Source organism: Acinetobacter sp. YH01010, from assembly GCF_013420775.1.
GTDB lineage: Bacteria > Pseudomonadota > Gammaproteobacteria > Pseudomonadales > Moraxellaceae > Acinetobacter > Acinetobacter amyesii.
Window position 1 is genome coordinate 14,638 of record NZ_VOYF01000013.1, and the last position, 25,772, is coordinate 40,409.

Below are 25,772 nucleotides of genomic sequence, written 5' to 3' on the forward strand. Positions count from 1 at the left end.
AACTTATGAAATGACTGCATTAACTCAACTTTCGCAAGCCATCCATGATGCTCCACGTTGGCATCAAGCAGAACAATTTCAAGATGGCAATGAAATTCGTATTGAAGCGCAACATGACCAAGCTTTGGGGGCTGTGGTTTATGGTTTAGATGCGCGTAAAGCACAGTCTGGGGAAACCATCTACCGTTTAAAACAAGCACTGGCAGAACACTTGATTTTAATTTTTAAACATCAAAGTCTAGATGATTTACAGTATCTCGCGTTTGCAAGCTACTTCGGTTCAATTTTCCGTCCTGGTGCAGATATTCCTGTGCTAGCGTCACAAGATGATACCGGTACACCACCAGACGTGGTACCCGTTTCAAATGCAGTCGGCAAAGGTGACTATACTGGACATGGTGAATTGGCTGCGCATGCAGATCATCAGTGGACTCCGCTGCCATCTTTTGGCTCATTACTCTATGCCATTGAACTACCGCAAGACGGTGGACAAACCTCATGGTATAACACCATTAAAGCCTATGAAGCTTTAGATGAAGCGACACAAAAACATTTAGACCAACTTCAACTCATTACCTATAACCCATTTGTCCGTGCCAAAAATAATAAAGGCACAACGGGATATGGCGCTACACCTCTTTACCGTTTCAAAGACCAACCGATTGTTGGACATGCCTATCCACATCCGCTTGTACGTACCCATCCAGAAAGTGGCCGTAAAGGTCTGTGGTTAAATGAACGATCTGAAGTGGAATTGGTTCACTACGATGATCAGTCAGGCAGTGAATTGATTGCATCCTTACGTGAACATTTATTGAAACCTGAGTTTCGATATGAACATCAATGGGAAGAAGGTGACATTGTATTTTGGGATAACCAAGCCACTTTACACTCACGCCGCCCTTTCCCTTCAGACCAACGCCGCTTATTAAAGCGAATTAGCCTAGCAGGAGGACGACCATACTAATGTTGAACTTCATGCCAACAATAAAAAATAAATAACCCAGTAAAATCCGTGTTTAAGCAATAACTCCAAATAATTAAAATTTTAAAACAATAAGAACACTGCTCAAATTACGGATGATCTATATCTAATGCCTTAAAACCTGAAATTAAATGATCTAACATCGCACGCACACCCGGCAGCATGCCTTGTCGTGTCGCGTATGCAACATGGATTGCCCCTTGCGGCAATTGCCATTCAGGAAACAGTTCAATTAACTCACCACTTTTTAAAGCATCACGTACAAACACTTTGGGCAAAGAAGCGATTCCCACGCCAGAAAGAGCAGCAGAAATCATCGCACTAAAACTGTCAGTTCTTAAGCGTGGATGAAATTCAATTTGTTGAGTTTCACTTTTTTCACGATGTCGGAAATCCCAAAAATGTTTAGGCCGATCAAAACCAATACACGGAAAATTTTGAATCTCAGCCAATTGCTGTGGTATTTCACGCTCGAAGAAAAGTTGTGGCGATGCCACCAAAACATGATCCCAAGCATCTAAATCTCGAACGATCAAATCACTATCCATTAAAGGCATATTACGAACACGAATTGCTAAATCTACGCCTTCCTCAATGACATCAACCCGATGATTGGTCGCCATGAGATGCACACTGACCTCAGGATATTGCTGCATAAAATCGGTGACCATTTTTGCAACAGGCATTTCCACCAAAGCCACAGGACAAGAGATTTTAATTTGGCCACAGAGTTGATCGTTCAACGTACTGAGCACAAAGTTTTCCGTTTCGCTGACTTCCTCTAAAATTTTTAAGCAGTGTAAATAGAACTGTTGTCCTATTTCAGTCACAGTAAATTTTCGCGTATTACGTTGAATCAGACGTACACCCAAACGGGTCTCTAATTCTGTAATACGGCGTGATAGTTTAGACTTTGTAATACCCAATGCTTCACTGGCTTTGGTATAACCTTGGTATTTCACCACTTGCACGAAGTAGTAATAGTCATTTAAATTTTGCATGATTGTTTCATTTTTAGAATAATCTGTTGAGTTTTTCGCCCTGTCATTCCCTCACTATACCTCAATAATAGATCACAGAAGCATTAAATTGAGGGCTGAATTATGAATTCAATCAAACGTGTTTATCATAGTGATCGTAGGACTTGGGTGGGCGATGGCTTCCCAACAAACTCTATGCTCCCTATGCAAGAAATGGGCAATCAAACCAGTCCATTCCTCGTTATGGGCTATACCGGCCAATATCATTTCTCTCCAAGTCACCATCAACGTGGTGTTGGATCACATCCACACCGTGGCTTTGAAACAGTGACCATTGTTTATGAAGGTGAATTGGAGCATTTTGACTCTAAAGGAAATCACGGCAGCATTGCCAAAGACGAAGTGCAATGGATGACTGCGGGTCGAGGCATTATGCATGAAGAACACCATTCTAAAGATTTTGCCAAAACTGGCGGAAATTTAGACATGGTACAACTTTGGGTCAATTTACCTAGTCATGCCAAAATGACTGAACCTCGCTATCAAGAACTGACAACAGCCAATATTGCTGAAGTAAAGCTTGCACAAAATGCAGGCGTGGTACGCGTCATTGCTGGCCAATTTGAAGATACATTGGGCGCCGCTGAAACCTTTAGCCCGATGAATGTATTGGATGTGCGCTTGAATGCAAATGCTGAACAGGAATTTTCATTCAACCCACAGTGGAATAACATGATTTTTGTATTAAGTGGGGCGATCGAAATTGAAGGTCAACGCTTTGATGCGAAACAGACTTTATATGTGAGTGACCAAGTATCGTCCTTGAAACTTAAATCTTTTGAAGCAACCAAACTGCTTATTTTAAGTGGCGAAGCTTTAAATGAACCGATTGCGGCACATGGACCATTCGTCATGAATACTGAAGATGAAATACGTCAGGCATTTTATGATTTTCAACATGGTCATTTTGCTTAAATATTTCCACGATAAAGTCCCAATAAAAAAAACCGCCTTCTGGCGGTTTTTTTATATCTATGTTGGTATGAATTACGCATCACGCTTTCAACAGATTATTGCGTGACTTTTTGATAAAACGCATCTATTGCATTGACCATTTGCTTAAGTCCCGGCTGTTCCAAAGGATAATGTCCTGCATTTTTCAACAGCACGACATCGACTGGAACTTGGTGAATCCGTGCTAAAAATGGCTGACTTAAAGCCAAAGGCGTCCAGCGGTCTTGTTCAGGCTGCGTTAGTAAAATTGGGCAGACATCAAACTGCTCCGGTGGCGTGTCATTTTTATAATATAAATACGAATCTAGAAATTTAACCGATACACTATTCCCAGCTGACGTTTTATCTTTTAAAAAGACCTGCAATGCTGCGTCATTATTCACCAAGCGATGCATTTTACTTACCCACCGCATCGGCATTGGCAATGCTGAAAATGGTGTATGTGCTGTCACATGAGCCAGTGGGCTGCCCACGCGGCTCATAAATTTATTCAAAGAGACTTGATCACGCACAGTTTTATTTGAAGTGTCTAGAAAGGTCATACCGACGATACCTTTCACCTTTTTATTTTTTGCCGCCACGTGATAGGTCAACATACCACCTGCACTAAGCCCATACAAAACGATAGGACGATGATCTTTTTGTAGCTCGGCTTCAATGAGGTCATTACCTGCTTGAACCCAATCATCATAACGAATTTTTGAGCCCTTTTTGACTTGGGTGAGGCCATAACCGGGCATATCAATAGCGATAGTTTCATAGCCACGTTGTGCCAAAGGATGACCCAAAATCATCGACATTTGTCGACCATTTGTTCCCACACCATGAAACAGAATCACCTTCACTTTTGCCTGTGGATTCCGATAAGTATCTAAGTGAACAGTATGACCCTGCCAACTCCACCACTCTTCTTTGGGTCGCTGCGTTTCTGTTAAATGGTATTCTTTGGGTAGATAGTGCTGAATGCCCTGCCAACTGTTTTGATCTGTATAACTTGCTAATGCTTGTGAAGCAAGTAGCTGATCATCTGCAAATGCCATGATTGAAAGTAACGATGCAATGCCACTCATCAACCACTTCAATAAAGCGCTCAAAATTTCTGATAAGGTGTCTGATTTTGGAGAAGTCATTTTTAGACAATTTTTTATGTGTATGTGCTGATGCTAATCAGCGGCGGAAACCGACGCCATGTGCATGTGGGACAGCACTATGTCACTTCGTCCAATTATCTTTTCCCTGCTAAGCACTTCAAAATATTTTTGAAGCAGGATTTACATACTCCTGCAATAATCAGCCTTTAAGATCTTTTAACATTCAAGATTTTATCCTTTAGAAATTCATAACCTTATTTCGATTTTTAATATTGGTAACGCATGAGCCAGTCCATACCACAACGAAACCTTGTCATCTTTCTCACCTTTTTAAGATTAGGGTGTATTGCATTTGGTGGACCTGCTGCGCATTTAGTGTTGTTTTTTCAATATTTTGTGAAACAAGAAAAATGGATAACGGAGCATGAATATGCGCATTTGCTTGCCTTGACTCAAGTCCTTCCAGGCCCAACCAGTAGCCAGCTCGGCATGGCGATTGGATTTCAACTCAACCGCTATCAAGGTGCTTGTTTGGCGTGGTTAGGCTTTACTTTACCATCCGCCCTGCTGATGTGTGCCGCGGCGATTTTAAGCTTAAAACTTAGCGATCAACTCTCAACACAGTTCTTTCATGTTATTCAGTTGATTGTCCTTGCTGTGGTTACATGGGCATTTTGGCAAATGATGCGAAGCTTCTGTAAAACAAAATTTCAGTATCTAGTCATGCTTTTAGCTGCATTTTTTATTTATTTCTTTCAATTTTCTCTAAATCAAGTTTTGGTGATTTTATGCGCTGCAATTATCGGTTTAGTTTTATCGTCAAATCAATTACGCAGCCAAAAGCCAAATATCACCGAAACAGTTCCACCCAAACATGACAATTTTAGCCAGAATGCATATGAAAATACTCGCACCTCTTGGCTATGGCTTCTCGCCTTTATCAGCCCTTTTTTCGTTCTGCCATTCTTCGATATACAACATAGCAATATATTGTCTTTCAGCTTAGAAAGCTTCTACCGCACAGCATCCCTCGTCTTTGGTGGTGGACATATTATTTTGCCATTTTTACATCAGGACTTTGTCTCTACAGGACTGATCAGTAATGAAAATTTTGACTTAGGCTATGCCCTTGCACAACTCATGCCGGGGCCCTTGTTTAGTTTCGCCACCTATCTCGGCACACTTTTACCCATGACCGATGTGCCAATATTGAATGCCTCACTCGCGACATTGGCGATTTACTTCCCATCGTTTTTATTATTGTGTGGCTTATTACCGTTTTGGAATAAGTTGATGAAATGCCCGATGCTTTTTGGCACCTTAAAAATGATCAATGCGGCTGTCGTCGGTCTATTACTGTGTCTACTATTTCAAATGAGCCAGAAATACATCATTCAATGGACAGACTGTATATTTGTTGCCGTCATTATTGCTTTACTTCGCAGCAAACTGCCAGTTTGGTTCAGCTTAATAAGTAGTTTTATCGGCTATTATGCTTTTTTATCTTTTCTGCCTTTTTAAGCTAAAACAAAAAACTAGAGCTAAATGAATAATCTAATCCTCATCGATTAAGCTTGCGCCCTTGACCACTGTTTTCCCCTCGACCTGATCTAGTTGATAATGCTGCACATCACTATACTGTTTGATCATTTCAACCAGCTCATTGGAATGTGTGGTCAACCAAAGCTGTGTATAGCGACTTGCTTCAGCAATCAGCAGCGCCAAGGCAGGTAATAAATCGGGATGTAAGCTATTTTCTGGCTCATTCAGTGCCATAAAATTTGGGGGTCTTGGACTCAATAAAGCCACAGCTAAACACAAAAACCGTAAAGTCCCATCTGAAAATTCGGCACTTTCCAAAGGTCTTAAGATCCCTTGCTTTTGCATCATCATTTGAAAGCGCCCACCCATTTCCTGCACATAAAATTGGGTCTGCGGAAAGGCTTTTTCTAGTACTTCAAACAAGGTTTCACTGTTGCCACGCTCACGTAAAGTTTCAAAAGCCGCAGCTAAATTTGTACCATCATGCGCTAAAACTGGCGAACGAATGCCCACCTGTGGGACACGGATCGGTGAATTTCCACTGACAGAAAACTCATGATAAAAGCGCCAGTTTTTCATGGTCTCACGCACTTGTGAAACTTCGGGGTATAAATGTGGATCGGACAATTGTCCAAACACCGACTCTTCAGGTGTTAAAGACATCGGATAAGCAATCCGTTCTTCATCAACATTTTTAAGAAATGCCGCTTGGTTGGTTCTCTCTAACAACTCGCTCATTTTTCGACGTTGATAACCGCTTAACCAAATTCCTTCTACTTTGACCAAAGGATCGAGTGCAAACAAGGTGATGAGCGGTTCAGGAAAACCTATTTCAAGTTGATATTCATAATGCTCCATCTCCACTGCAAGCTTCATGCGCTTAGGGTCTTTCGATCGATCACCCGCACGGTGACCACCTGCCCACATGATTTTTTGAATCCCGCCCTCATTTGCAATAGCTTGGGATAATTGGCCATTTGCAGCTTCATGCAGGAGACGTACAGCTTTATATAGATTGGATTTACCACAACCATTCGGACCACTGACGATATTCAGACGCGATAAGGTCAGATTCATATGATGAATAGATCGAAAACCTTGAATGGTCACTGAACGGATCGTCATAAGCTACCTAAAATGAGTTGGAAATGCTGATGATTATAAGTGGATTGAATGTATATTTTGCATACACTTTATTCTTACCATAAAAAACCCGCAAGCCGAAACTTACGGGTCTTTCATTGTACATTCTAAGTTCAATTTAGCCTTAGAATAAACGGTTCATACCATTCAATGTTGCCACACGGTACGCTTCCGCCATAGTCGGATAGTTAAATGTGGTTTCTACGAAATATTTAATCGTATTGTTCGGGCTGTTCATCACGGCCTGACCAATGTGAATAATTTCCGCAGCATTATTACCGAAGCAATGAACGCCTAAAATTTCTAAAGTATCACGATGGAACAAGATTTTAAGCTCGCCCACGGTATCACCGGTAATTTGTGCACGTGCCAAATGACGGAAAGATGCCTGACCCACTTCATACGGAATTTTTTCTTCAGTTAACTGTTGTTCAGTTTTACCAATCGAAGAAATTTCAGGAATTGTATAAATACCTGTAGGAATATCCGTTACAGGTGCAATTCCTTCTTCACCGCTCATGTTAGAACCGGCACAGCGACCTTGGTCATATGCAGCAGATGCAAGTGAAGGCCAACCGATTACATCACCCGCAGCAAAGATATTCTCTACTTCAGTTTGATATTGATCATTCACGGTTAATTGACCACGGCTGTTTGGTTTGATGCCTACATTTTCTAGGCCTAAACCATCTGTATTACCAGAACGGCCGTTACACCACAAAATCGCGTCGGCTTTAATTTTCTTACCACTTTGCAAGTGCAGAACCACATGATCATCATGTGTTTCAAGATGATCAATCTGTTCGTTGTGGCGAATCAATACACCCTGCTCACGTAAACGATATGACAATGCATCTGAAATTTCATCGTCTAAGTAGCTGAGTAATTTGTGTTGTGTATTGATCAAGTCAACTTTGTGGTCTAGACCAATAAAGATAGACGCATATTCACAACCAATCACACCTGCACCATAAATGATGATTTTTTGGATTGAATAATCCAGATCCAAAATTTTGTCTGAATCAAATACGCGAGGATGATTAAAGTCTAAAGCAGCTGGACGGTAAGGACGTGAACCTGTAGCAATCACTAATTGCTGGAATACTAAAGTTTCCGTCATACCTTCATTGCTAAAAATCAAAACAGTGTTTTGATCTTGGATATACGCACGGCCGTGGAAAATATCAATTTTATTACGGTCATAAAAACGTGAATGAGTTTCAACTTGTTGTTGAATCACTTTATGCGCATTACGTAACACCTGTTTCATCGTGAACTGTTTCCATTCACCGACTTTTTGGAACATAGGGTCACGTTGGTAACGTAAAATGCTTGAAACGGTCTGACGCAATGCTTTACTTGGAATTGTTCCTACATGGGTACAGTTACCACCAAGCTGTTCACGCATATCTACAATTGCAACTCGCTTACCTGATTTAGCAAGTTTCATTGCAGCGCCTTCACCCGCAGGGCCAGAACCCAGAACTACCGCATCGTATTTCACGAAAGTTCCACTAACGACCTCTTTCTTACGTGGCATTCAACGCTCCTTTACAAATATTCTTTAATCTAGGCTGTATTATGACGTATATCCTAACTTTTTTGGATATTTAGCTCACATATATTATGTGATAACCACATTTATTATATGAATATCGTTTTCCCCCTATTTAAGCTCAAGTCCGCTATAATGATTGAGCTAATTTTTTGAATATCTCCTCGTCAAAAACAGTGGAAAAGTTGAATATGTCTGAGAACCGTAAACCTGTACAGGGTGTAAAACTTCGTGGCGCAGAAAAAGTCGCTCGCATACCTGTGAAGGTCGTGCCAACGGTTGAAACGCCTCGTAAGCCTGACTGGATTCGGGTCAAAATGGCTGCCCCTGATGAAGTTCAACGTATTAAAACAACTTTGCGCGCACAAAAATTACATACCGTGTGTGAAGAAGCGGCTTGCCCGAACTTACCTGAATGTTTCGGTGGCGGTACTGCAACCTTTATGATTATGGGCGATATCTGTACTCGTCGTTGCCCATTCTGCGACGTTGCGCATGGTCGTCCCAATGCTCTTGACCCAGATGAACCACGTCACATGGCAGAAACCATTGCCAATCTTGGTTTGAAATATGCCGTAATTACGTCGGTCGACCGTGATGACCTAGTTGATGGCGGCGCACAGCACTTTGTTGACTGTATTAAAGAAGCTCGTGACTTGAGTCCAAAAACACTTTTGGAAATTCTAGTTCCTGACTTCCGTGGTCGTATGGATGTTGCCCTTCGTATTATGACGGAGTGTCCACCTGATGTGTTTAACCACAACATTGAAACCGTGCCACGTTTGTATAAAGCAATGCGTCCGGGCTCTGACTACCAACACTCTCTAAACTTATTAAAAATGTTTAAAGAATACTGCCCAGATGTTCCAACCAAATGTGGTTTGATGGTCGGTATTGGTGAAACTGAAGAAGAAGTGATCGCGTTATTAGACGACTTAAAAGCACACGATGTTGACTATGTCACCATTGGTCAGTACTTACAGCCCTCTAAAGAACATGCACCGATCGATCGTTTCGTTACACCTGAAGAGTTTGATCGTTACACAGCACATGGTCAAAAGCTTGGTTTCAAAAACATTTGGGCTGCACCAATGGTCCGGTCAAGCTACTTTGCTGACCGTCAATACTATGGTGAGCCAGTACCTGCGGTACGTCGTAAAACTGATCCTGCAAAGAAAATTGCAGTGCAAACGATTGAAGCCTAATCACGCAAAGATTTAAAACATCTCAAATTAAAGCCCTCATTGATTGAGGGCTTTTTTTGTGGCTTTCACACACTCAGCCGAATTCGTTTCCCAATATAAGATCTTTCGAAAATAGTGCGTTCCTTAAACGTTATCCAATATATCGAATCATCAAAGTTTACGTAATGTGACATTTCTTTGCCCGATAGGGATTGTGTTGTGATTATTTATTAATCAATCTATTGATAACACTTTATTTGCGCTTTCATGATATTCGCGCAATTGTCCAATCATACTCACCAGCCGAGTGATGCCATTTTGACAGTCTCATGCACTTTAAAATCAGAAAGACAAAAGATGAGATCATTTTTAAACGCATGTAGGCTGTTTTAAACGCATAACGCTCTGGCCCTTGTCACTGGAGCCATAACAAATGCTATTTATACTCAGTGCCGTACTCTTTATTTTTGCTCTTTGGGCCGTTTTTTTCTTTGAACTTTCACGAGCTGTAGGCGCGATAACACTGATATTCGTTTCAATTGCACTCGCCTTTTTAAGCCCATGGTCATTAATACTTGGCATCCCGCTTATTGCTTTAAGTTTAATTGTGTTGATTGATCCACTGAGGCTCAATCTACTCACCAAACCTGCCTATAAAACCTTAGCAAATGCGATGCCGAGTATGAGTACTACGGAACGTGAAGCGTTGGATGCAGGAACAAGTTGGTGGGAAAAAGAGCTATTTATGGGTGCGCCTGATTGGAAAAAATTTGAGGCTTATCCCTATCCACAGCTTAGTGCAGAAGAACAATCCTTCATTGATAATGAAGTCGAGCAACTTTGTGCCATGCTCAACGAATGGGATATTCACCATAAACATAAAGACCTCCCACCAGAAGCTTGGCAATTCATTAAGGATAATGGTTTCTTAGGACTGGTGATTCCAAAATCGTATGGAGGACGTGAATTTAGTTCATTTGCACAAAGCCGTGTCATGAGCAAGATTGCATCCCGCTCACTGACTGCCGCAGTCAGTTGTATGGTGCCCAACTCGCTTGGACCCGGGGAATTGCTACTACACTATGGTACTGAAGCACAAAAAGATAGATATCTCCCAGGCCTTGCCAAAGGTGAAGAAATCCCATGTTTTGGACTCACCAGCCCTGAAGCCGGCTCAGATGCAGGCGCCATTCCAGATACAGGTGTCGTCTGTTATGGCACCTTTGAGGGACAACAGGTGCTCGGCTTAAACATGAACTTCTCTAAACGCTGGATTACCCTTGCACCGATTGCCACCGTCATTGGTCTGGCATTTAAGTTATACGATCCAGATGGCTTATTGGGAGATAAAAATAAAACGGAATATGGCATCACCTGCGCGCTGCTACCGGCGAGTCATGACGGTGTCATTACAGGCCCTCGTCATAATCCAGGCTCACCGTTTATGAATGGGACAGTTGAAGGCAAAGATGTCTTTATTCCCTTAGATTGGATCATTGGTGGGATTGAAAATGCCGGCAAAGGCTGGCGTATGCTAATGGAATGTTTAGCGGTCGGTCGTGGTATTTCACTCCCTGCGTTATCAACGGCAGCCGGAGAAATGGCATATTTAAATGTTGGTGCATTTGCCAAAGTTCGTCAGCAGTTTAAAATTTCTGTAGGTAATTTTGAAGGTGTGCAAGAAGCATCGAGTGATATCGCATCAGACGCTTACATGCTTGAAGCATTTCGCTATTTGGTGACTTGTGGTTTAAACCAAGGCGGCAAACCTGCTGTGATGACCGCAATGGCTAAATACTATGCCACTGAAACCATGCGTAAAGTAGTTAATCACGGCATGGACATCGTCGGTGGACGTGCCGTGCAAATGGGACCTCGTAATTTTTTAGCTTTGAATTATCAGGCCATTCCTGTGTCAATTACTGTCGAAGGTGCCAATATTCTAAGTCGCTCTCTGATGATTTTTGGACAAGGCTCAATGCGGTGCCATCCATATTTATTTGAAGAGCTACAATTACTTCAAGCCGAAGATAAAAACGCTGCACTCAATACATTCAATGAAATGCTCTTTAAGCACTTAGGCTATACCTTTAACCGAACTGCACGCGCCTTTGCTTATGCGTTCACAGGTGGCCCATCCGACTCACCAGCTTCAGCAGATGAATTTAGCCGCCCCTACTATAAAAAAATTAATCGATTCAGTGCCGATTTCGCGCTGACTGCAGATATGTGTCTTGGCCTATTAGCCGGTGATATTAAACGTAAAGAAATGCTTTCGGGCCGACTTGCAGACATTCACTCTTATTTATTTATCGCGACGGCTATTCTTAAATATTATGAACAAGGTCAAAGAAGTGAAGCTGAACAATTACATGCGCAACTTGCATTAGATAAAGCTTTGTACAATGTTGAAAAAGCTTTCCAGGGCTTATTTGACAACTTCCCAATGCGACTAGCCGCAAGTATAGTAAAAATCATCTGCTTTCCGTTTGGACGAGTTGTTGCTAAACCGACAGACCGTTTAAAACGTGAAGTTGCCACTCAAATGATGCTAGACAATACTTTCCGCCAAGAACTGAAAAAGCACGTGTATTACAGCACAGCAGCAGATGAAGTTTCTGGTCGTATGGAAAATGCCTTTTTACAACTGTTAAAAATTGAACCGCTGTGGAACCAATTTAAAAAAGCTGAATCTAAAGGTCAATTCAAAGGTTTAACTTTTGAAGCACATATAGCCGATGCAATTGCACAAAAAGTCATTACTGCCTCCGAAGCTGAACAGCTCAGCACTTACAACATTCAACGCTATGACAGTATGCTCACAGATGTATTTGACATGCAGCTCATCCACGAACTTGAGCTATCCAATCCACATTTAACCATTTCACCAGAAGTGAAAAAGCAACAACACACTGATGATGAACCAGAAGCCTTCCTGCGTTATTAATCAACTTCTTCATCGATTTTGAGCTTTATTTTTCTCAAAATAAAAGCCATTCCACTGTTAAACAATGGGATGGCTTTTTTATACGACCATCAGCCAATGGTATCGCAGAGTCAAAGGTATAGGCTGTACTGCAAAATTACATCACAGAGGGTTTGCTACATGTCACAACAAGATTATGAAAATGGCTTAAAAGTTCGTACTGAAGTTATGGGTGAAAGTTTCGTTAAACGTGCTCAAGACAATACCGTGCCATTTACTCAACCTTTGCAAGATTGGATTAATGAGCATGCATGGGGTTCAACTTGGCAGCGTGAAGGCGTTTTACCCCGTAAATATCGCTCACTGATTACTATTGCATTTTTAACAGCACAAAAAAGTCCGACAGAACTCAAAGGTCATGTCCGAGGTGCTTTAAATAACGGGGCGACTGTAGAAGAAATTCAGGAAGTATTACTTCATAGTTTGCCATATTGTGGTGCACCAGCGACTCAAGAAGCCTTTCGTGCGGCGCTTGAAGTCATTAACGACTATCAAAAATCTGAATAAGATACTGCGTTATAAAACAGTTTTAGAAAACTACGCTTAGCGTGGTTTTCTAAAGGGTTTCATCTTGTTTTTAACTTACGACCTTAAATGCAGTGAATCCCGAATCAAATCCAGTAGACATTAAAATTATAGAAGAATTCATTCACTTCAAATCGAACTTGATATCCCAATTCTGTAAGCTCAGCAGATAAACTTCGAATCTCTTCTAAAGCTAAATGCTTGGGTAAAACCGTAAATACGGCGGTATTCCCCTGTTTGGCATTTTCCTCAATCAGCAAAGCCAAACGTGTCTTATATAAGGCGATATCTAAATTGGCTTGACTGGATAAAACTTTGGCATGTTCAGCGGGTAAAAAGCTCATATTCTTATACGCTTATCTGATTATTATTGCTTATAAATTAAGCCAAATTCAGCAAAGCGTGCAATGCATTTTTGTAATTGATATTTCAATTACAAAGCGCATTGTTTGGCGCAAACGATGCTCTTCAAAGCGATATACAAAAAAAGGTACTCAAAAGAAATCCCTCATGACGAGGGATTTTCTATGCTAGCGGGGTAATGGAATATATTGCGAGTCACTGTTTTGAGTTTGCGGTTTACGCTCTCCCACTTGTACAGGTAATGTCATCACCTTTCCGTCTCGCTCAATGTCAATTTGCATAGTGCTCAATGGCGCTTGTTGTGCAACGTAGTTGATTAAATGCGAAGTCGAGGTAATTAGCTCATTATTCACTTTCATGATTTTATCACCACGTTTTAAACCTGCTTGTGCTGCAGGTCCATTGCGAATGACATCTGCGACAATCACGCCATTCACCCGTGGATCTAAAATATTTTCTTGTTTAATTGGAAGTAAACTAATACCTAACCAACCACGTACCACTCGCCCATCTTTTAAAATAGCGTTCAGCACTTGTTGGCACACTTTTGCAGGAATGGCAAAACCAATCCCCAAAGAGCCACCTGACTGCGAGAAGATCGCGGTATTTACACCAATTAAGTTCCCTGCAACATCAATTAAAGCACCACCAGAGTTGCCGGGGTTGATCGCCGCATCTGTTTGAATAAAGTCTTCGTAAGTGTTGATTCCCAAATCTGAACGACCTGTAGCTGAGATAATCCCTTGCGTAACCGTCTGACCCACGCCAAAAGGGTTACCAATCGCTAGGACGACATCACCGACTTCATTGCCACTTAGCTTAAACGGTAAAACCGGTAATTGACTCATTTCAATCTTAATCACAGCTAAGTCTGTATCTGGGTCTGTGCCCACAACTTTCGCTTCAGCACGACGACCATCATGTAAAGCCACAACGATCTGATCGGCCTGTGCGATCACGTGGTTATTCGTCAAAATATAGCCATCTGGACGAACAATCACACCTGAACCTAAACTATTTTCGTTTTGATTGGTTTGATCTGGAAGTTGATTACCAAAAAACTCACGGTAAACAGGATCATTTAATAAAGGATGATCCAATTGTTTCACTTTTTGCGTAGTGAAAATATTGACAACCGCTGGAGCAGCAACTTTTACCGCAGCACTATACGAAACTACACCGCCTGTACGCGACGTATCAATGAGAGGCTCAACCTTTTCTGCAGGCATTTTAACCCCATCTGGGGCAATGGGTGCTTTAGGTTTTTGAACCTGTTGCCATGTAAAGAAACCGATGATCACAAGTATTAATAATACCCAAGGTAACCATGTAAAGGTCCGACGCACGTCTATATCCTCTAAATTTTATAATTCATTGATGGCTAAATAATTTATATCGTATTGTAATGTAATATTTTCAACAAACTTAAAAATAAACACAGAGATTTGTGATTCTTTAGTTACAATTTAAACAATCGTAAATTTTGATGCATCTTTTTGAGATTTTGGACAGTATATGGCTCAGTTAAGTGAAATTATTCAATGGTGTGACAGCACACTCAAAGCACATGAATTTAAGGACTATGCTCCCAACGGCTTGCAAATTGAAGGCTCAGCAGAAGTGCATAAAATTTTATGTGCAGTTACCGCGTCACAAACAGCGATTGAAGCCGCGATAGCAGCGAAAGCTGATTTGCTATTGGTACATCATGGTTATTTTTGGAAAGGTGAAGCTTACCCAATCACTGGTATGCGCGGCAAACGCATCAAAAGCCTGATCAAAAAAGATATTTCATTAGTTGGCTATCACTTACCTTTAGATAGTCACCCTACTTTAGGTAATAATGCAGCGATAGCAGATTTGCTCGAATTAGAGAATATTGAAGCCTTAGATCCTACTGAGCGCAATCCTATTGGCAATGTTGGTTATTTAAAACAAGCCATGACTCCAGCGGCGTTTAAAGAGTTCGTTTCTGAAAGATTAGGATTTGATGCCATTCACCTGCCAGCAGATAAACCCTCTATTCAAAAAATTGGTTTTTGTACGGGCGGCGCACAGGACTTTATTGGCAAGGCGGCTGCATTAGATTGTGATGCGTACATTTCAGGTGAAGTGAGTGAACGCACTTTTTATGAGGCTGAAGAATTAAACGTGCATTATTATGCATGTGGACATCATGCAACCGAGCGTTATGGTGTACAACGACTCGCAAAAGCTATTTCAGAACAGTTCAATATTGAGTATAGTTATTTCGAATTAAACAACCCGATTTAATTTAAATCGTCTTGGTCTTTGGCTCAGTCCTTATACGTATATTTTCAGGCTTTATTCTGTATTGTTATTTATAAGCAATGCGCATTTTACTGCAAGAATCTATTACAATAACGGCACTTAATGTCAAAACCCAGCAAAATGCAAGGAATTGAAAACATGACAACGATTACTTTACCAGCGTTACCTTACGGTTACGAAGATCTTGCTCCGCACATCAGCAAAGAAACTTTAGAATACCATCACGACAAACACCACAATACTTATGTGGTTAATCTAAACAAAGCAATTGAAGGTACTGACCTTGCTGGCAAAACTTTAGAAGAAATCATCACTGCTGTTAAAGGCGATGCTTCTAAAGCTGGTATCTTCAACAATGCAGCCCAAGTATGGAACCACACATTCTACTGGAACTGTATGGCTAAAAACGGTGGCGGTAAAGCTACTGGCGCTTTAGCAGCTAAAATCGACGAAGCTTTCGGTTCTTACGAAAAATTCGCTGAAGAATTTGCAAATGCTGCTGCAACTCAATTCGGTTCAGGTTGGGCTTGGTTAGTTGCTGACGAAGTAAACGGCAACCTTTCTATCCTTAAAACTTCAAATGCTGACACTCCACTTGCTCACGGTAAAGTTGCTGTGTTGACTATCGACGTTTGGGAACACGCTTACTACATCGACTTCCGTAACGCTCGTCCTAAATACATCTCTACTTTCTTAGAAAGCCTAGTGAACTGGGACTATGCAAACGCTAAATATGCAGGTCAAGCTGCTGGCGTTGAAAAATAAGTTTTAAAACTTATTCAAAAGTCAAAAAAATCACCCTTTTAGGGTGATTTTTTATGCTTTAAATATCATACTGCCACAACAAACAATATTACACAAAAGAATGAATCAAAAGCCATTACTAATCATAAAAGCAAAATATACCAAAATATTAGTGATGTTTATCTTTATCACTATAATCCAGTATGTGAGTTACTCTTATGTTCAAGAATCTATTAAATATAGTTTTAATTCAGCACTAATACTGACTGGATTATCAATTATGGAATTCGTCTTAATTTTACTTATCATCAAAAATGGACTGCCACAAATTAGATTTTTCGAAAGTCATTGTATAATTCAACTTTATATAATGAAAATTCAGTTTAACTATGATCAAATAGAAAGCATATCCATTAACAACACAAAAAGTCACTACAAACTATTACCTGTCGGTAATGAATATTTATTAAGGATTGTATTCAAACACAATCAAAATCTTTTTAATCTATACCAAAACACCATTAAACCTGTTATGTCTTTTTCTAAATTTCATTTAGATACCTTCGCAAACCATCAAATTTTAGAAATATATTTATTATTCCAAATTATAATTCCTTTAGATCAAGAGAAACGCATAACTACGCTTAAAAATTTAAATCTACAAAATTTGACGATAAAGCAAATCAGCAACCTAGATGATATAAAAAACTTCAAAAATAACCACTATTTAAGAAAAAATTTCTAGACTTGAACAATAAAAAAACATTCAAATAGTCATTTCATCAAATCTGCTTGACCACTTTAAAATTCATCCCTAAAATGCGCATCAGATTCTCCAATAGCTCAGTCGGTAGAGCGACGGACTGTTAATCCGCAGGTCCCTGGTTCGAGCCCAGGTTGGAGAGCCATCTATTCTTCCATAGCTCAGTCGGTAGAGCGACGGACTGTTAATCCGCAGGTCCCTGGTTCGAGCCCAGGTGGAAGAGCCAGATTCTAAAAAACCCACTCATTACGAAGTGGGTTTTTTATTGCCTGTTGTTTAAGCAAAGCATACCTACTTTTTTGTTTATGCTTTCCTAAAAGTATCCGTATAAGTACTAACTTGTCTGATTCGGCTATTTTTAAAACACTTAATTTGATTTTTCTGTATTTTATTTAAATCAGGCTTGACCACCCTGCCATACATCTTTAGAATCCGTTTCAGATTCTCCAATAGCTCAGTCGGTAGAGCGACGGACTGTTAATCCGCAGGTCCCTGGTTCGAGCCCAGGTTGGAGAGCCAAATTCTAAAAGCCCACGCATTATGTCGTGGGCTTTTTTTATGCTCTAGGCTTTTATTTTTAAGATAAGAATCACTTGCTCTATGACCTAAGCTATTCACCGACCTCTCCTTCCACATTAGAAGCAATTATCAAAGCTTAAGTTTTAAAAACACTTTATATTAAAGGTGTTTATATTTAATACATTCAGCCTAAATTTTCTTATTTTTTGCAATTCCGACTTGACCTCACTGCATTTGCCCCATAGAATGCGTGCAGATTCTCCAATAGCTCAGTCGGTAGAGCGACGGACTGTTAATCCGCAGGTCCCTGGTTCGAGCCCAGGTTGGAGAGCCAAATTCTAAAAAGCCCACGCATCATGACGTGGGCTTTTTTCATATATGTAGTTTATTCCGTGCCAGATCTCAGTCAGTTCATATTTTTTATTATTGGTTGCTTGGCAACTTTTGCACTTGTCTGCTTAGTCTTTCCGAGACTGTTTAGAAGCAAACAAAAGTTTTTCCCACGTCGTGTAATCACTGCCTTTGAAAGTAAGATGTTTCATCGTTTAAATGAAGCATTTCCGAACTACCACATTTTAGCCCAAGTGGCTTTTAGCGCACTGATCACCAATCAAAATTATAAAATTAGGAATAGATTTAATCGAAAAGTCACTGATTTTGTCATACTTGACCAAACTTATAATGTGCTTGTGATTATCGAACTGGATGACCCTAGTCATATAGGCAAAGAGCAAGAAGATGCTGAACGTGATGCAATGCTTGAAGAAGCGGGCTACCGTGTAATCCGCTACACCAGTATTCCAACAGTTCACACGCTCAGGCATGATATAAATAAATAGTTGTAAAATACGTAAATCAAAATCAAACATTGAGTGAATGCGCATTGCATTCACATCGATAATGTAAACAGAATTTTATTGAGCATTTGACTCTTGAGCAGCCAGCACTTCTGATACTGCTTGATCAGCCTCAGCAGCCAAAGCCTCATCTTGGGCTTCTTTAGCTTTAATGCGCTCAATCATTTCAGCTTGTTGTTGCTTATATTTTTCTTGGTTTTTGGCATCACTATTGACTGCAAGAAAAGCCATACTGACCAAAAATATAGGAATCAATAGCCCAAGTGCCATCAAAATGATCATCTTTTTGGTATTGGGCTTTGGCTTAACTTCAGACATAACGATTCTTTCATTTACATAAATAATTCGACGCCCAATATAGCAAAAAACAAAATTCGCTCAAGCCTTCATATCATTCTTTACTCTAACCAACTATACCCCCTCATTTTCACGGATTGAATGATTAACAATCCAATATTCAATAAAAAAAGGAGACATGCTCCTTTTTTATTATTTAAAAACTTAGCTTGAAGCAACTATACCCGTACAATGTGGACTTTGGCTCGCATCTTTTTGCTCATTGGTTAAATCAATACCTGTACCTGCGGACATTTTAGCTTGAATAAATTCGACCGCTTGCGCATTTCTACAGATAATCGCCTGTGTATGACTTGCTTTTGGCACAATATCCAATAAATATCCATCCTCATATTTTGCCTGTGGGAAGTATTTCACCGCTTGCAATTTCATATTTTCAAATAAAGCTTGAGTCACAGGAGGTAATACAGCTTTATCTTCTTCACCTTGAATAATATAAACAGGGGCTTTAATTACTTTGGCAGCAGTTGCATTCGTCGCTGGCTGATTATCATTTAAAAATTTCTGAACAACGGGATCGGTATCGATTTTATTCAAATCAATTCCGTACTGTGAAACCATATGCGTTGGATCTTTTAAGAATTCAATCACAGCTGCTTTAAACTGTTCTTGCAAACCATTTGCGCCATTTGGATCGGCATAACTTAAACATGCACCATCATCCCCTGTACGTCCATAGGCTTTTTCTGCAATAACACCAGCATCTGCAGTAAAGATATTTTTTAAATCATAATTTGGCTCATAGGCTTTAATACCCGAACTGGTCAATGCAGCATATGCCAAAAGCTCAGCATAGCCATCTGCAAGTTGCCCCATTAACGCATCTGCTTGCTGTGCATTGATTATGTTATTTGCAAGCGCGTAACGAATTTGAAGCAATTGTTCATCTAAGATATTGACGCCCTTACTCACGCCGTTGTCATCCAGATTTAAAGCAGGATCAAGATAGATCTTAATAATCGTCCCCAAACTCGATGCAGGTGCGGCTGCCACTGCCCCTTTATAGTTTGCATCCGTATTTGCAAATTCCGCCGTCCCTAAGGATGCATGACCACCTTGCGATTGACCGATCGACATCCACTGACCATTGAGTTGCTTACCATAATGTTCTTTTGCTGCTTTAACCGCAGTAAGTGCCGAATTTGCCGCACTCGATAAATTGAGGTATGGATGCACCCCCTTCGTACCTAAACCTTCATAGTCTGGTGCCACAATTACATAACCTGCCGCCATAAGCGTATTAGCTAGAATTTTAAAACGTGGATGAATTAGATTTTTACTTGGCGCACATTCATCTCCAGCCCCGACTGTTCCATGCTCCCATACCACAACACGATACCCATCTTTAGGTTGTGTAGCTTTTGGAAATAATACTAAGGCTGTTGCTGTTGCTGCTTTCCCCTGCACATTGGTCATGTTATACGTCATGACTTTAATGGACGATGTATTGTCTACAGTATCTAAAGCATAATTTGCTTCAGACACAAATGTTGATTTTTGATTCGAAGATGATGAGTCATTATCATCGTCATTACACGCGGTTAAAGACAGCATAGAAACTGCAACTGTCAGAGCTAATGCTATTTTTGAACTTTTCATAAAATATCCTTTTTAATCATTATTCTTTAAGCATGAAACTACATGCCTTTTTATTAATGCATAAAAAAAAGCACCCAAATAGGATGCTTTAGCTCATTTTAAACAGTTTCAGATCAATGACATTAAAGCGTCAGTGCCATGAAAATTCCAATAAAAATCATAAGCCCTACCCAACGGTTATGGCGAAACGCCCAAAAACATAACTGCGGATCACGGCCTTTGGTTTTAGTCCACTGGTAAATAAAATCGGCAGCCACAGCCAACAACGCGACCAAACCGAATGGCATCAAGAGATCTTCTAAATACAGTGCAGAACCAATTAGTACAATACTAAGCACCTGCAATAATGAAATAATTTCAATATCGTATTTACCAAATAAAATCGCAGTCGATTTCACGCCAATTTTCAAATCATATTCACGGTCAGTAATGGCATATTGTGTATCATACGCAACGGTCCACGCCAAATTACCAAAGTACAATAACCAACACGTTAAATCAGGTGTTTGCCCTACTGCGGTGTAAGCCATAGGAATCGACCATGAAAATGCCGCGCCTAAAAATACTTGTGGCAGATGCGTGTAGCGTTTCATAAAGGGATAAATGAACGCTAAAAACAATGCACCAAAGGACCAATAAAAAGTTTCTATCGGTAAAAAGAACAACATACATGCGCTAGCAAGCACCAAGATCAAGAATACATATATGGCTTCTTTAGCGCTAATTACGCCTGTCGCTAGAGGACGATGCTTGGTTCTTTCCACAGCACCATCGACTTTACGGTCAGCAAAGTCATTAATCGCACAACCTGCTGCACGCATAAATATCGTACCCAAAATCATAGGAATCAAAATACTGAATTGCGGTGTTCCTTGATTGGCAATCCACAGTGCCCACATAGTTGGCCAAAAAACCAGTTCCGTGCCAATTGGCTTATCGAAGCGACATAAATAGTAATAAGCTTCTAAACGCTGCTGCCAAGTAATCTTTTGCACCACGGCCATGACTGTCCTTCATCTGGTAATGTTATTTCTGCAAATATTGCTCAAAACTCGCTAAAAAAGTTTCCTGAACTATAAATTTACAACCATGCCAAGTATAACAGCTCTGACGTGTCCAACCATCGTCTAGCCACAGTACACGCCGCTCACACTTCGGATTGGTACGTTGAAATAAAAAATGTCCGATGGGTTTTTTTCCAATATGCTGAAAAATCCGCGCACGGCCTTGTATACTGAGGATTGGAAATATACTTTTTGCCTTGACCCACGGCTCAGCTTCACAGCCATATAAATAACTTTCACGTACCCAAGCTGTGTGCTGTATTGGCATTTGTAGCCACCGTGCATCTTGAAGCGTCATACGTTGAAATTGCTCAATACTCGGCTCAACCTTAAATACGCCTTGGGCAAAATCTGTTAATTGTTGGGTTAATGAACCCGAAGCATACAACCATGTTCTTAATTCAGGAGACATTCTTTTATCCCGCATTTCGCATGCTTGACGCTGCATATTTCATTTCCCTTATAAGCATTTGCTGAGTATAGCGAATCCTTAGTGTAACCAACTCAACATCGTTTTTCATGACCCATAGCTTGTTTTCAGTAAAATGAGCAAAACCAAAACGACTTAAGTACTTCATTACATATGCAATCAACACAAACCTCACATACACAGTATGATGTCGTGGATAACCACTAAATTACACAAGCATAATGTTTCCATATAACCCACTACATGTTTTTATTTTTTTCGTTTTACTTTGTGCCAATATCACGGCTCAAGCAAAATCTCTTGCACTCAGTTTTGATGATGGATTAAATCCAGCGTTTAACGCACAAGCGGAACAAATCAATGCCCAAATTTTAAAACATCTGCATGATCAACAAATCAAAACTATTGTCTTCCCTAGCCTGATTAAAATTGGCGATTATCAAGGTAAACAACTGATTCAAGCGTGGGGACAATCTGGCCATCTGATTGGCAATCATAGTGCACTGCACCAAAACCTGAATAAAGAAAATGTCACATTAAAAGATTATCTGCACAGCATTGAACAGGCGGATACCGTGCTAAAAACGCTGCCAAATTACACACGTATTTACCGGTATCCTTTTTTAAAAGAAGGTAATAGCGCTAAAAAGCGTGATGCTGTCTATCAGTGGTTAGAGCAACATCAATACCGCATTGGCGGTGTGAGTATTGATGCCAGTGACTGGTTTTATAACCGAAAATATCTCGACAATGCCAAACAGCAAGATCAGGACAAATTAGACCGACTAAAACAAGCTTATATTGCTCACCTGCTTCACCGAGCAGATTATTATGACCAACTTGCACAGCTCACCATAAATCGTTCGCCACAACATGTTTTACTTTTACATGTAAATGCCATTAATGCTGCATTTTTAAAGGATGTCATTACCGCATTTCAGCAACATGGCTGGACTTTTATTTCAGCAGCAAACGCCCTACAAGACCCCTTATATGCGCAGCGCAGTCAAAACATTCCTGCGGGTGAAAGTGTGATTTGGTCGATTGCCAAAACTCAAGGAATTACACAGCTGCGCTACCCCGCCGAAGATGCGCCTTATGAAGGCGACAATTTAAAACAGCATGGTTTGAAATGACGTTTGGCAAATTTCTAGATATTCAATAAAAAATGACCTGCAACGTTGTAGGTCATTTTTTCAGTTCAATATTATCGTGTTGAATTAAAAGTTATCTGTCTTGGCAATGGCTTCAAACTTGCCTTGCGGCGTTTTAATCAGCACCAGCCCTTCGGTCGTAATATAAAAACTTTCAGGGTAATCAAACTCCAATGCCAACTCTGGGTTTTTCAGTTCGACAAATTGAGCCTGCTTATAACCTTCAACTGTCCGTCCCACTTCCAAATAAGTCACTTCTGAAAAGTTGAGTTTAAATCCCTTTGCTTGATCCGCTGGATCAATCCAAGGAAAAAAACCGGTATGTTTTTTACGTGGTTTTGCCATGTTTAGATATTCATTCAACTCTTTGCTTTATCTTAACCCATTCCATAAAAAAACCCGCACAAGGCGGGTCTTTTTACAGTGAAATTCTGTACAGAATTACAAGCTGTAGTACATGTCGAATTCAACTGGGTGAGTAGTCGTGTTAAGACGACGAACTTCTTCAGTTTTAAGTTCGATGTAGGCATCAAGCATTTCTTTAGTGAACACACCACCTTTAAGAAGGTAATCATGATCCGCAGCAAGCGCTTCAAGCGCCATATCTAGGCTATGAGCCACTGTAGGGATTTTAGCTTCTTCTTCAGGAGGAAGGTCATACAAGTTCTTGTCAGCAGCTTCACCTGGGTGGATCTTGTTTTGAATACCGTCAAGACCAGCCATAAGAAGTGCAGCGAAACCTAAGTACGGGTTCATCATTGGATCTGGGAAACGTGCTTCGATACGTTTGCCTTTAGGGCTAGAAACATAAGGAATACGGATAGAAGCTGAACGGTTACGTGCTGAGTAAGCAAGCATAATCGGCGCTTCGAAATGTGGAACTAAACGTTTGTACGAGTTAGTTGATGGGTTTGTGATTGCGTTCAATGAACGAGCGTGTTTGATCACACCGCCAATGAAGTACAACGCCATTTCTGAAAGACCAGCGTATTCATCACCAGCAAACAAGTTCTTGCCATCTTTAGAGATCGACATGTGAACGTGCATACCAGAACCGTTATCGCCAACCATTGGTTTAGGCATAAATGTAGCAGTTTTAGCATATTGGTGAGCAACGTTCCAAACAGCATATTTGAACTGTTGAACTTCGTCCGCTTTGCGAACCATAGTGTTGAAGCTTACACCGATTTCAAGCTGGCAAGATGCAACTTCGTGGTGATGTACTTCTACACGACCTGGGCCCATGATATCTTCGATTTTTGCACACATTTCTGCACGCATATCTTGTGAAGAATCAACAGGAGGGACTGGGAAGTAACCACCTTTCACACGTGGACGGTGACCAGAGTTACCCGCTTCATAATCTTTACCAGTAGACCAAGCAGCTTCTTCAGCGATTAATGTGTGGCGCGCGCCAGACATATCGATGTCCCATTTTACTTCGTCAAAAACAAAGAATTCTGGTTCTGGACCAAAGAAAGCTGTATCACCGATACCAGTTGATTTTAGGTATTCTTCCGCACGACGAGCAATAGAGCGTGGGTCACGTTCATAACCTTGACCAGTTGAAGGTTCGATAACATCACAAGTCACAACAACTGTAGCTTCTGCAAAGAACGGGTCGATAAAACAAGTTTCTGCATCTGGACGTAAGATCATGTCAGATGCTTCAATGCCTTTCCAACCAGCAATTGAAGAACCATCAAACATTTTGCCATCTTCAAACGTATCTTCGTCGATTGAATCTGCTGGGTAAGTTACGTGTTGTTCTTTACCCTTAGTATCAGTAAAGCGAAAATCGACCCATTTTGCGCCACTTTCTTGGATGAGTTGAAGGACCTTGTTCGCCATGCTCATTTTGCTCCGATGATTTTTTTGTGCACACTGAAGTGCGTGTTAGTAGTTGGTAGTTATTAAGCAATTACCGTACCAACTTTTAAAAGCCAAGCTAAAATATTGAATTCCTTATCAGAATAGAAGATTTTAACTCCTTGCTTTTCGACTATTATACTGTGTGTAACAGTAAATGCACCATATTCAGCCACTCTTCATCACTTTTGTTTAAAAACTTCTCGCAGGTGTATCAAAATAGTGCAACTTGGTTTTGCACTAGTATGCACCAAAATGATTAATCGCTTTCAACGATAAAATCATTGAGATTTTATCAAAGCTTTAAGGTCGAATTTAAATACGATAGAAACTAATGGTTTAGCTAGTTCTAGATGGAAAAATACCAGCGTGATAACTATATTCATGATCGATATTTAGGTTTTTTGAGCCCTTAAAGCACTCTTTTTTTGAAGTAGATTTAACCATTTTGTTTTAATTTTGATCAATCTACCTTTGCATTAATTGTGCTCCATTTTGGTGATTTTGCTTCAAAACGGTTCATATTTTTCCAGCTAGAGCCTGAATTGCAATTTTTAACGACAGTAAGCAGATCTTTTTAAAATATCAATTGAACACATTTTAAACACTTAAATTCAGCCTATTGCTTTGTTCAACTTAAATCCTAAATTTATAAGTCGATAATTTGCTGAAATGATTTCAGTTGCGATGAACTTTGGCGAAATTGTTCAGCAGAAATTGAATAATATTTGCTATGATTGGCTGCATTCTAAATAT

At 40.3% G+C, this 25,772-nt stretch carries 22 protein-coding genes and 4 tRNA genes; 14 read left to right on the forward strand and 12 right to left on the reverse strand.

What is annotated here, in order from left to right; all coding sequences use genetic code 11:
• The first annotated feature begins 10 nt into the window (after nucleotides 1–10).
• Nucleotides 11–967, forward strand: a complete 957-nt coding sequence (locus FTT77_RS12000; protein WP_078190229.1) for a TauD/TfdA family dioxygenase — start codon at nucleotides 11–13, stop codon at nucleotides 965–967.
• A 107-nt stretch (nucleotides 968–1,074) separates the two neighbouring features.
• On the opposite strand, the gene FTT77_RS12005 is transcribed toward FTT77_RS12000, so the two are convergent.
• Entirely contained in the window at nucleotides 1,075–1,986 is a 912-nt protein-coding gene (locus FTT77_RS12005; protein ID WP_180007677.1) for a LysR substrate-binding domain-containing protein, read from the reverse strand.
• A 102-nt stretch (nucleotides 1,987–2,088) separates the two neighbouring features.
• Between FTT77_RS12005 and FTT77_RS12010 the strand changes: the two genes are divergently transcribed.
• A complete protein-coding gene (locus FTT77_RS12010; RefSeq protein ID WP_180007676.1) occupies nucleotides 2,089–2,940 on the forward strand; it encodes a pirin family protein in 852 nt (283 codons plus the stop codon).
• Between the two features lie 95 nt (nucleotides 2,941–3,035).
• On the opposite strand, the gene FTT77_RS12015 is transcribed toward FTT77_RS12010, so the two are convergent.
• Nucleotides 3,036–4,019 carry an alpha/beta hydrolase gene (locus FTT77_RS12015; RefSeq protein ID WP_257224555.1) on the reverse strand — a complete coding sequence of 328 codons (984 nt, stop codon included), beginning with the start codon at nucleotides 4,017–4,019 and terminating at the stop codon, nucleotides 3,036–3,038.
• 333 nt (nucleotides 4,020–4,352) lie between these two features.
• Here FTT77_RS12015 and chrA point away from each other — a divergent pair, with 333 nt between their 5' ends.
• Nucleotides 4,353–5,591 (forward strand): chromate efflux transporter, encoded by a 1,239-nt coding sequence (gene chrA / locus FTT77_RS12020; protein ID WP_180007674.1) that lies wholly within the window; start codon nucleotides 4,353–4,355, stop codon nucleotides 5,589–5,591.
• A 33-nt stretch (nucleotides 5,592–5,624) separates the two neighbouring features.
• Here the strand turns inward: chrA and FTT77_RS12025 are convergent, their stop codons facing one another.
• Complete coding sequence (locus FTT77_RS12025; protein WP_180007673.1) at nucleotides 5,625–6,737, reverse strand: AAA family ATPase; 1,113 nt, start codon at nucleotides 6,735–6,737, stop codon at nucleotides 5,625–5,627.
• Nucleotides 6,738–6,879: 142 nt separating this feature from the next.
• Nucleotides 6,880–8,295, reverse strand: a complete 1,416-nt coding sequence (sthA, locus tag FTT77_RS12030) for a Si-specific NAD(P)(+) transhydrogenase (RefSeq protein WP_078190237.1) — start codon at nucleotides 8,293–8,295, stop codon at nucleotides 6,880–6,882.
• A 206-nt stretch (nucleotides 8,296–8,501) separates the two neighbouring features.
• On the opposite strand from sthA, the gene lipA reads away from it, so the two are divergent.
• The 3 genes from lipA to FTT77_RS12045 all read left to right on the forward strand — a co-directional run bounded on the left by lipA (nucleotide 8,502) and on the right by FTT77_RS12045 (nucleotide 12,987).
• Complete coding sequence (gene lipA, locus FTT77_RS12035; RefSeq protein WP_180004941.1) at nucleotides 8,502–9,515, forward strand: lipoyl synthase; 1,014 nt, start codon at nucleotides 8,502–8,504, stop codon at nucleotides 9,513–9,515.
• Between the two features lie 412 nt (nucleotides 9,516–9,927).
• Nucleotides 9,928–12,441, forward strand: a complete 2,514-nt coding sequence (locus tag FTT77_RS12040) for an acyl-CoA dehydrogenase (protein WP_180007672.1) — start codon at nucleotides 9,928–9,930, stop codon at nucleotides 12,439–12,441.
• 159 nt (nucleotides 12,442–12,600) lie between these two features.
• The gene (locus FTT77_RS12045; RefSeq protein WP_005008801.1) at nucleotides 12,601–12,987 is read left to right on the forward strand and encodes a carboxymuconolactone decarboxylase family protein; all 387 of its coding nucleotides are present in this window, start codon (nucleotides 12,601–12,603) and stop codon (nucleotides 12,985–12,987) included.
• A 104-nt stretch (nucleotides 12,988–13,091) separates the two neighbouring features.
• On the opposite strand, the gene FTT77_RS12050 is transcribed toward FTT77_RS12045, so the two are convergent.
• Nucleotides 13,092–13,349 (reverse strand): hypothetical protein, encoded by a 258-nt coding sequence (locus tag FTT77_RS12050; RefSeq protein WP_078191893.1) that lies wholly within the window; start codon nucleotides 13,347–13,349, stop codon nucleotides 13,092–13,094.
• Between the two features lie 186 nt (nucleotides 13,350–13,535).
• Nucleotides 13,536–14,714 (reverse strand): S1C family serine protease, encoded by a 1,179-nt coding sequence (locus tag FTT77_RS12055; protein ID WP_180064993.1) that lies wholly within the window; start codon nucleotides 14,712–14,714, stop codon nucleotides 13,536–13,538.
• A 169-nt stretch (nucleotides 14,715–14,883) separates the two neighbouring features.
• Here FTT77_RS12055 and FTT77_RS12060 point away from each other — a divergent pair, with 169 nt between their 5' ends.
• The 7 genes from FTT77_RS12060 (at nucleotide 14,884) to FTT77_RS12090 (ending at nucleotide 18,525) form a co-directional block, all read left to right on the forward strand.
• Nucleotides 14,884–15,642: a Nif3-like dinuclear metal center hexameric protein gene (locus FTT77_RS12060; protein ID WP_180007670.1), complete on the forward strand. Its 759-nt coding sequence runs from the start codon at nucleotides 14,884–14,886 to the stop codon at nucleotides 15,640–15,642.
• A gap of 156 nt (nucleotides 15,643–15,798) precedes the next feature.
• The gene (locus FTT77_RS12065) at nucleotides 15,799–16,425 is read left to right on the forward strand and encodes a superoxide dismutase (protein WP_078192384.1); all 627 of its coding nucleotides are present in this window, start codon (nucleotides 15,799–15,801) and stop codon (nucleotides 16,423–16,425) included.
• A gap of 811 nt (nucleotides 16,426–17,236) precedes the next feature.
• Nucleotides 17,237–17,312 (forward strand) — tRNA-Asn (locus FTT77_RS12070).
• 5 nt (nucleotides 17,313–17,317) lie between these two features.
• A tRNA-Asn gene (locus tag FTT77_RS12075) sits at nucleotides 17,318–17,393 on the forward strand.
• Between the two features lie 217 nt (nucleotides 17,394–17,610).
• Nucleotides 17,611–17,686 (forward strand) — tRNA-Asn (locus FTT77_RS12080).
• Nucleotides 17,687–17,944: 258 nt separating this feature from the next.
• A tRNA-Asn gene (locus FTT77_RS12085) sits at nucleotides 17,945–18,020 on the forward strand.
• A gap of 22 nt (nucleotides 18,021–18,042) precedes the next feature.
• Nucleotides 18,043–18,525: a DUF2726 domain-containing protein gene (locus FTT77_RS12090; RefSeq protein ID WP_218945491.1), complete on the forward strand. Its 483-nt coding sequence runs from the start codon at nucleotides 18,043–18,045 to the stop codon at nucleotides 18,523–18,525.
• A gap of 75 nt (nucleotides 18,526–18,600) precedes the next feature.
• On the opposite strand, the gene FTT77_RS12095 is transcribed toward FTT77_RS12090, so the two are convergent.
• The 4 genes from FTT77_RS12095 to FTT77_RS12110 form a co-directional block, all read right to left on the reverse strand.
• Nucleotides 18,601–18,861: a hypothetical protein gene (locus FTT77_RS12095; RefSeq protein WP_168379169.1), complete on the reverse strand. Its 261-nt coding sequence runs from the start codon at nucleotides 18,859–18,861 to the stop codon at nucleotides 18,601–18,603.
• 183 nt (nucleotides 18,862–19,044) lie between these two features.
• On the reverse strand, nucleotides 19,045–20,499 hold the full coding sequence (locus tag FTT77_RS12100) for a S9 family peptidase (protein WP_180007668.1): 1,455 nt from the start codon (nucleotides 20,497–20,499) through the stop codon (nucleotides 19,045–19,047).
• Nucleotides 20,500–20,621: 122 nt separating this feature from the next.
• The gene (gene ubiA, locus FTT77_RS12105; RefSeq protein WP_180007667.1) at nucleotides 20,622–21,503 is read right to left on the reverse strand and encodes a 4-hydroxybenzoate octaprenyltransferase; all 882 of its coding nucleotides are present in this window, start codon (nucleotides 21,501–21,503) and stop codon (nucleotides 20,622–20,624) included.
• A gap of 22 nt (nucleotides 21,504–21,525) precedes the next feature.
• Complete coding sequence (locus FTT77_RS12110) at nucleotides 21,526–22,011, reverse strand: chorismate lyase (protein WP_111884531.1); 486 nt, start codon at nucleotides 22,009–22,011, stop codon at nucleotides 21,526–21,528.
• Nucleotides 22,012–22,214: 203 nt separating this feature from the next.
• Between FTT77_RS12110 and FTT77_RS12115 the strand changes: the two genes are divergently transcribed.
• Nucleotides 22,215–23,129: a polysaccharide deacetylase family protein gene (locus FTT77_RS12115; RefSeq protein WP_180109361.1), complete on the forward strand. Its 915-nt coding sequence runs from the start codon at nucleotides 22,215–22,217 to the stop codon at nucleotides 23,127–23,129.
• A gap of 84 nt (nucleotides 23,130–23,213) precedes the next feature.
• On the opposite strand, the gene FTT77_RS12120 is transcribed toward FTT77_RS12115, so the two are convergent.
• Nucleotides 23,214–23,492, reverse strand: coding sequence for a hypothetical protein (locus FTT77_RS12120; protein WP_180007665.1), 279 nt, complete (start codon nucleotides 23,490–23,492; stop codon nucleotides 23,214–23,216).
• A 96-nt stretch (nucleotides 23,493–23,588) separates the two neighbouring features.
• Nucleotides 23,589–25,004, reverse strand: coding sequence for a type I glutamate--ammonia ligase (gene glnA / locus FTT77_RS12125; protein ID WP_180004821.1), 1,416 nt, complete (start codon nucleotides 25,002–25,004; stop codon nucleotides 23,589–23,591).
• Nucleotides 25,005–25,772: the final 768 nt, after the last annotated feature.

What these genes read in the sequence shown, in the direction of transcription:
- FTT77_RS12005 (WP_180007677.1), bottom strand. Translation starts at nt 1,986, where the DNA reads ATGCAAAATTTAAATGACTATTACTACTTCGTGCAAGTGGTGAAATAC.
- FTT77_RS12095 (WP_168379169.1), bottom strand. Translation starts at nt 18,861, where the DNA reads ATGTCTGAAGTTAAGCCAAAGCCCAATACCAAAAAGATGATCATTTTG.
- FTT77_RS12090 (WP_218945491.1), top strand. Translation starts at nt 18,043, where the DNA reads ATGACGTGGGCTTTTTTCATATATGTAGTTTATTCCGTGCCAGATCTC.
- glnA (WP_180004821.1), bottom strand. Translation starts at nt 25,004, where the DNA reads ATGAGCATGGCGAACAAGGTCCTTCAACTCATCCAAGAAAGTGGCGCA.
- FTT77_RS12045 (WP_005008801.1), top strand. Translation starts at nt 12,601, where the DNA reads ATGTCACAACAAGATTATGAAAATGGCTTAAAAGTTCGTACTGAAGTT.
- FTT77_RS12120 (WP_180007665.1), bottom strand. Translation starts at nt 23,492, where the DNA reads ATGGCAAAACCACGTAAAAAACATACCGGTTTTTTTCCTTGGATTGAT.
- FTT77_RS12065 (WP_078192384.1), top strand. Translation starts at nt 15,799, where the DNA reads ATGACAACGATTACTTTACCAGCGTTACCTTACGGTTACGAAGATCTT.
- FTT77_RS12040 (WP_180007672.1), top strand. Translation starts at nt 9,928, where the DNA reads ATGCTATTTATACTCAGTGCCGTACTCTTTATTTTTGCTCTTTGGGCC.
- FTT77_RS12015 (WP_257224555.1), bottom strand. Translation starts at nt 4,019, where the DNA reads ATGGCATTTGCAGATGATCAGCTACTTGCTTCACAAGCATTAGCAAGT.
- FTT77_RS12050 (WP_078191893.1), bottom strand. Translation starts at nt 13,349, where the DNA reads ATGAGCTTTTTACCCGCTGAACATGCCAAAGTTTTATCCAGTCAAGCC.
- FTT77_RS12025 (WP_180007673.1), bottom strand. Translation starts at nt 6,737, where the DNA reads ATGACGATCCGTTCAGTGACCATTCAAGGTTTTCGATCTATTCATCAT.
- ubiA (WP_180007667.1), bottom strand. Translation starts at nt 21,503, where the DNA reads ATGGCCGTGGTGCAAAAGATTACTTGGCAGCAGCGTTTAGAAGCTTAT.
- sthA (WP_078190237.1), bottom strand. Translation starts at nt 8,295, where the DNA reads ATGCCACGTAAGAAAGAGGTCGTTAGTGGAACTTTCGTGAAATACGAT.
- chrA (WP_180007674.1), top strand. Translation starts at nt 4,353, where the DNA reads ATGAGCCAGTCCATACCACAACGAAACCTTGTCATCTTTCTCACCTTT.
- FTT77_RS12000 (WP_078190229.1), top strand. Translation starts at nt 11, where the DNA reads ATGACTGCATTAACTCAACTTTCGCAAGCCATCCATGATGCTCCACGT.
- FTT77_RS12100 (WP_180007668.1), bottom strand. Translation starts at nt 20,499, where the DNA reads ATGAAAAGTTCAAAAATAGCATTAGCTCTGACAGTTGCAGTTTCTATG.
- FTT77_RS12110 (WP_111884531.1), bottom strand. Translation starts at nt 22,011, where the DNA reads ATGCAGCGTCAAGCATGCGAAATGCGGGATAAAAGAATGTCTCCTGAA.
- lipA (WP_180004941.1), top strand. Translation starts at nt 8,502, where the DNA reads ATGTCTGAGAACCGTAAACCTGTACAGGGTGTAAAACTTCGTGGCGCA.
- FTT77_RS12060 (WP_180007670.1), top strand. Translation starts at nt 14,884, where the DNA reads ATGGCTCAGTTAAGTGAAATTATTCAATGGTGTGACAGCACACTCAAA.
- FTT77_RS12010 (WP_180007676.1), top strand. Translation starts at nt 2,089, where the DNA reads ATGAATTCAATCAAACGTGTTTATCATAGTGATCGTAGGACTTGGGTG.
- FTT77_RS12115 (WP_180109361.1), top strand. Translation starts at nt 22,215, where the DNA reads ATGTTTCCATATAACCCACTACATGTTTTTATTTTTTTCGTTTTACTT.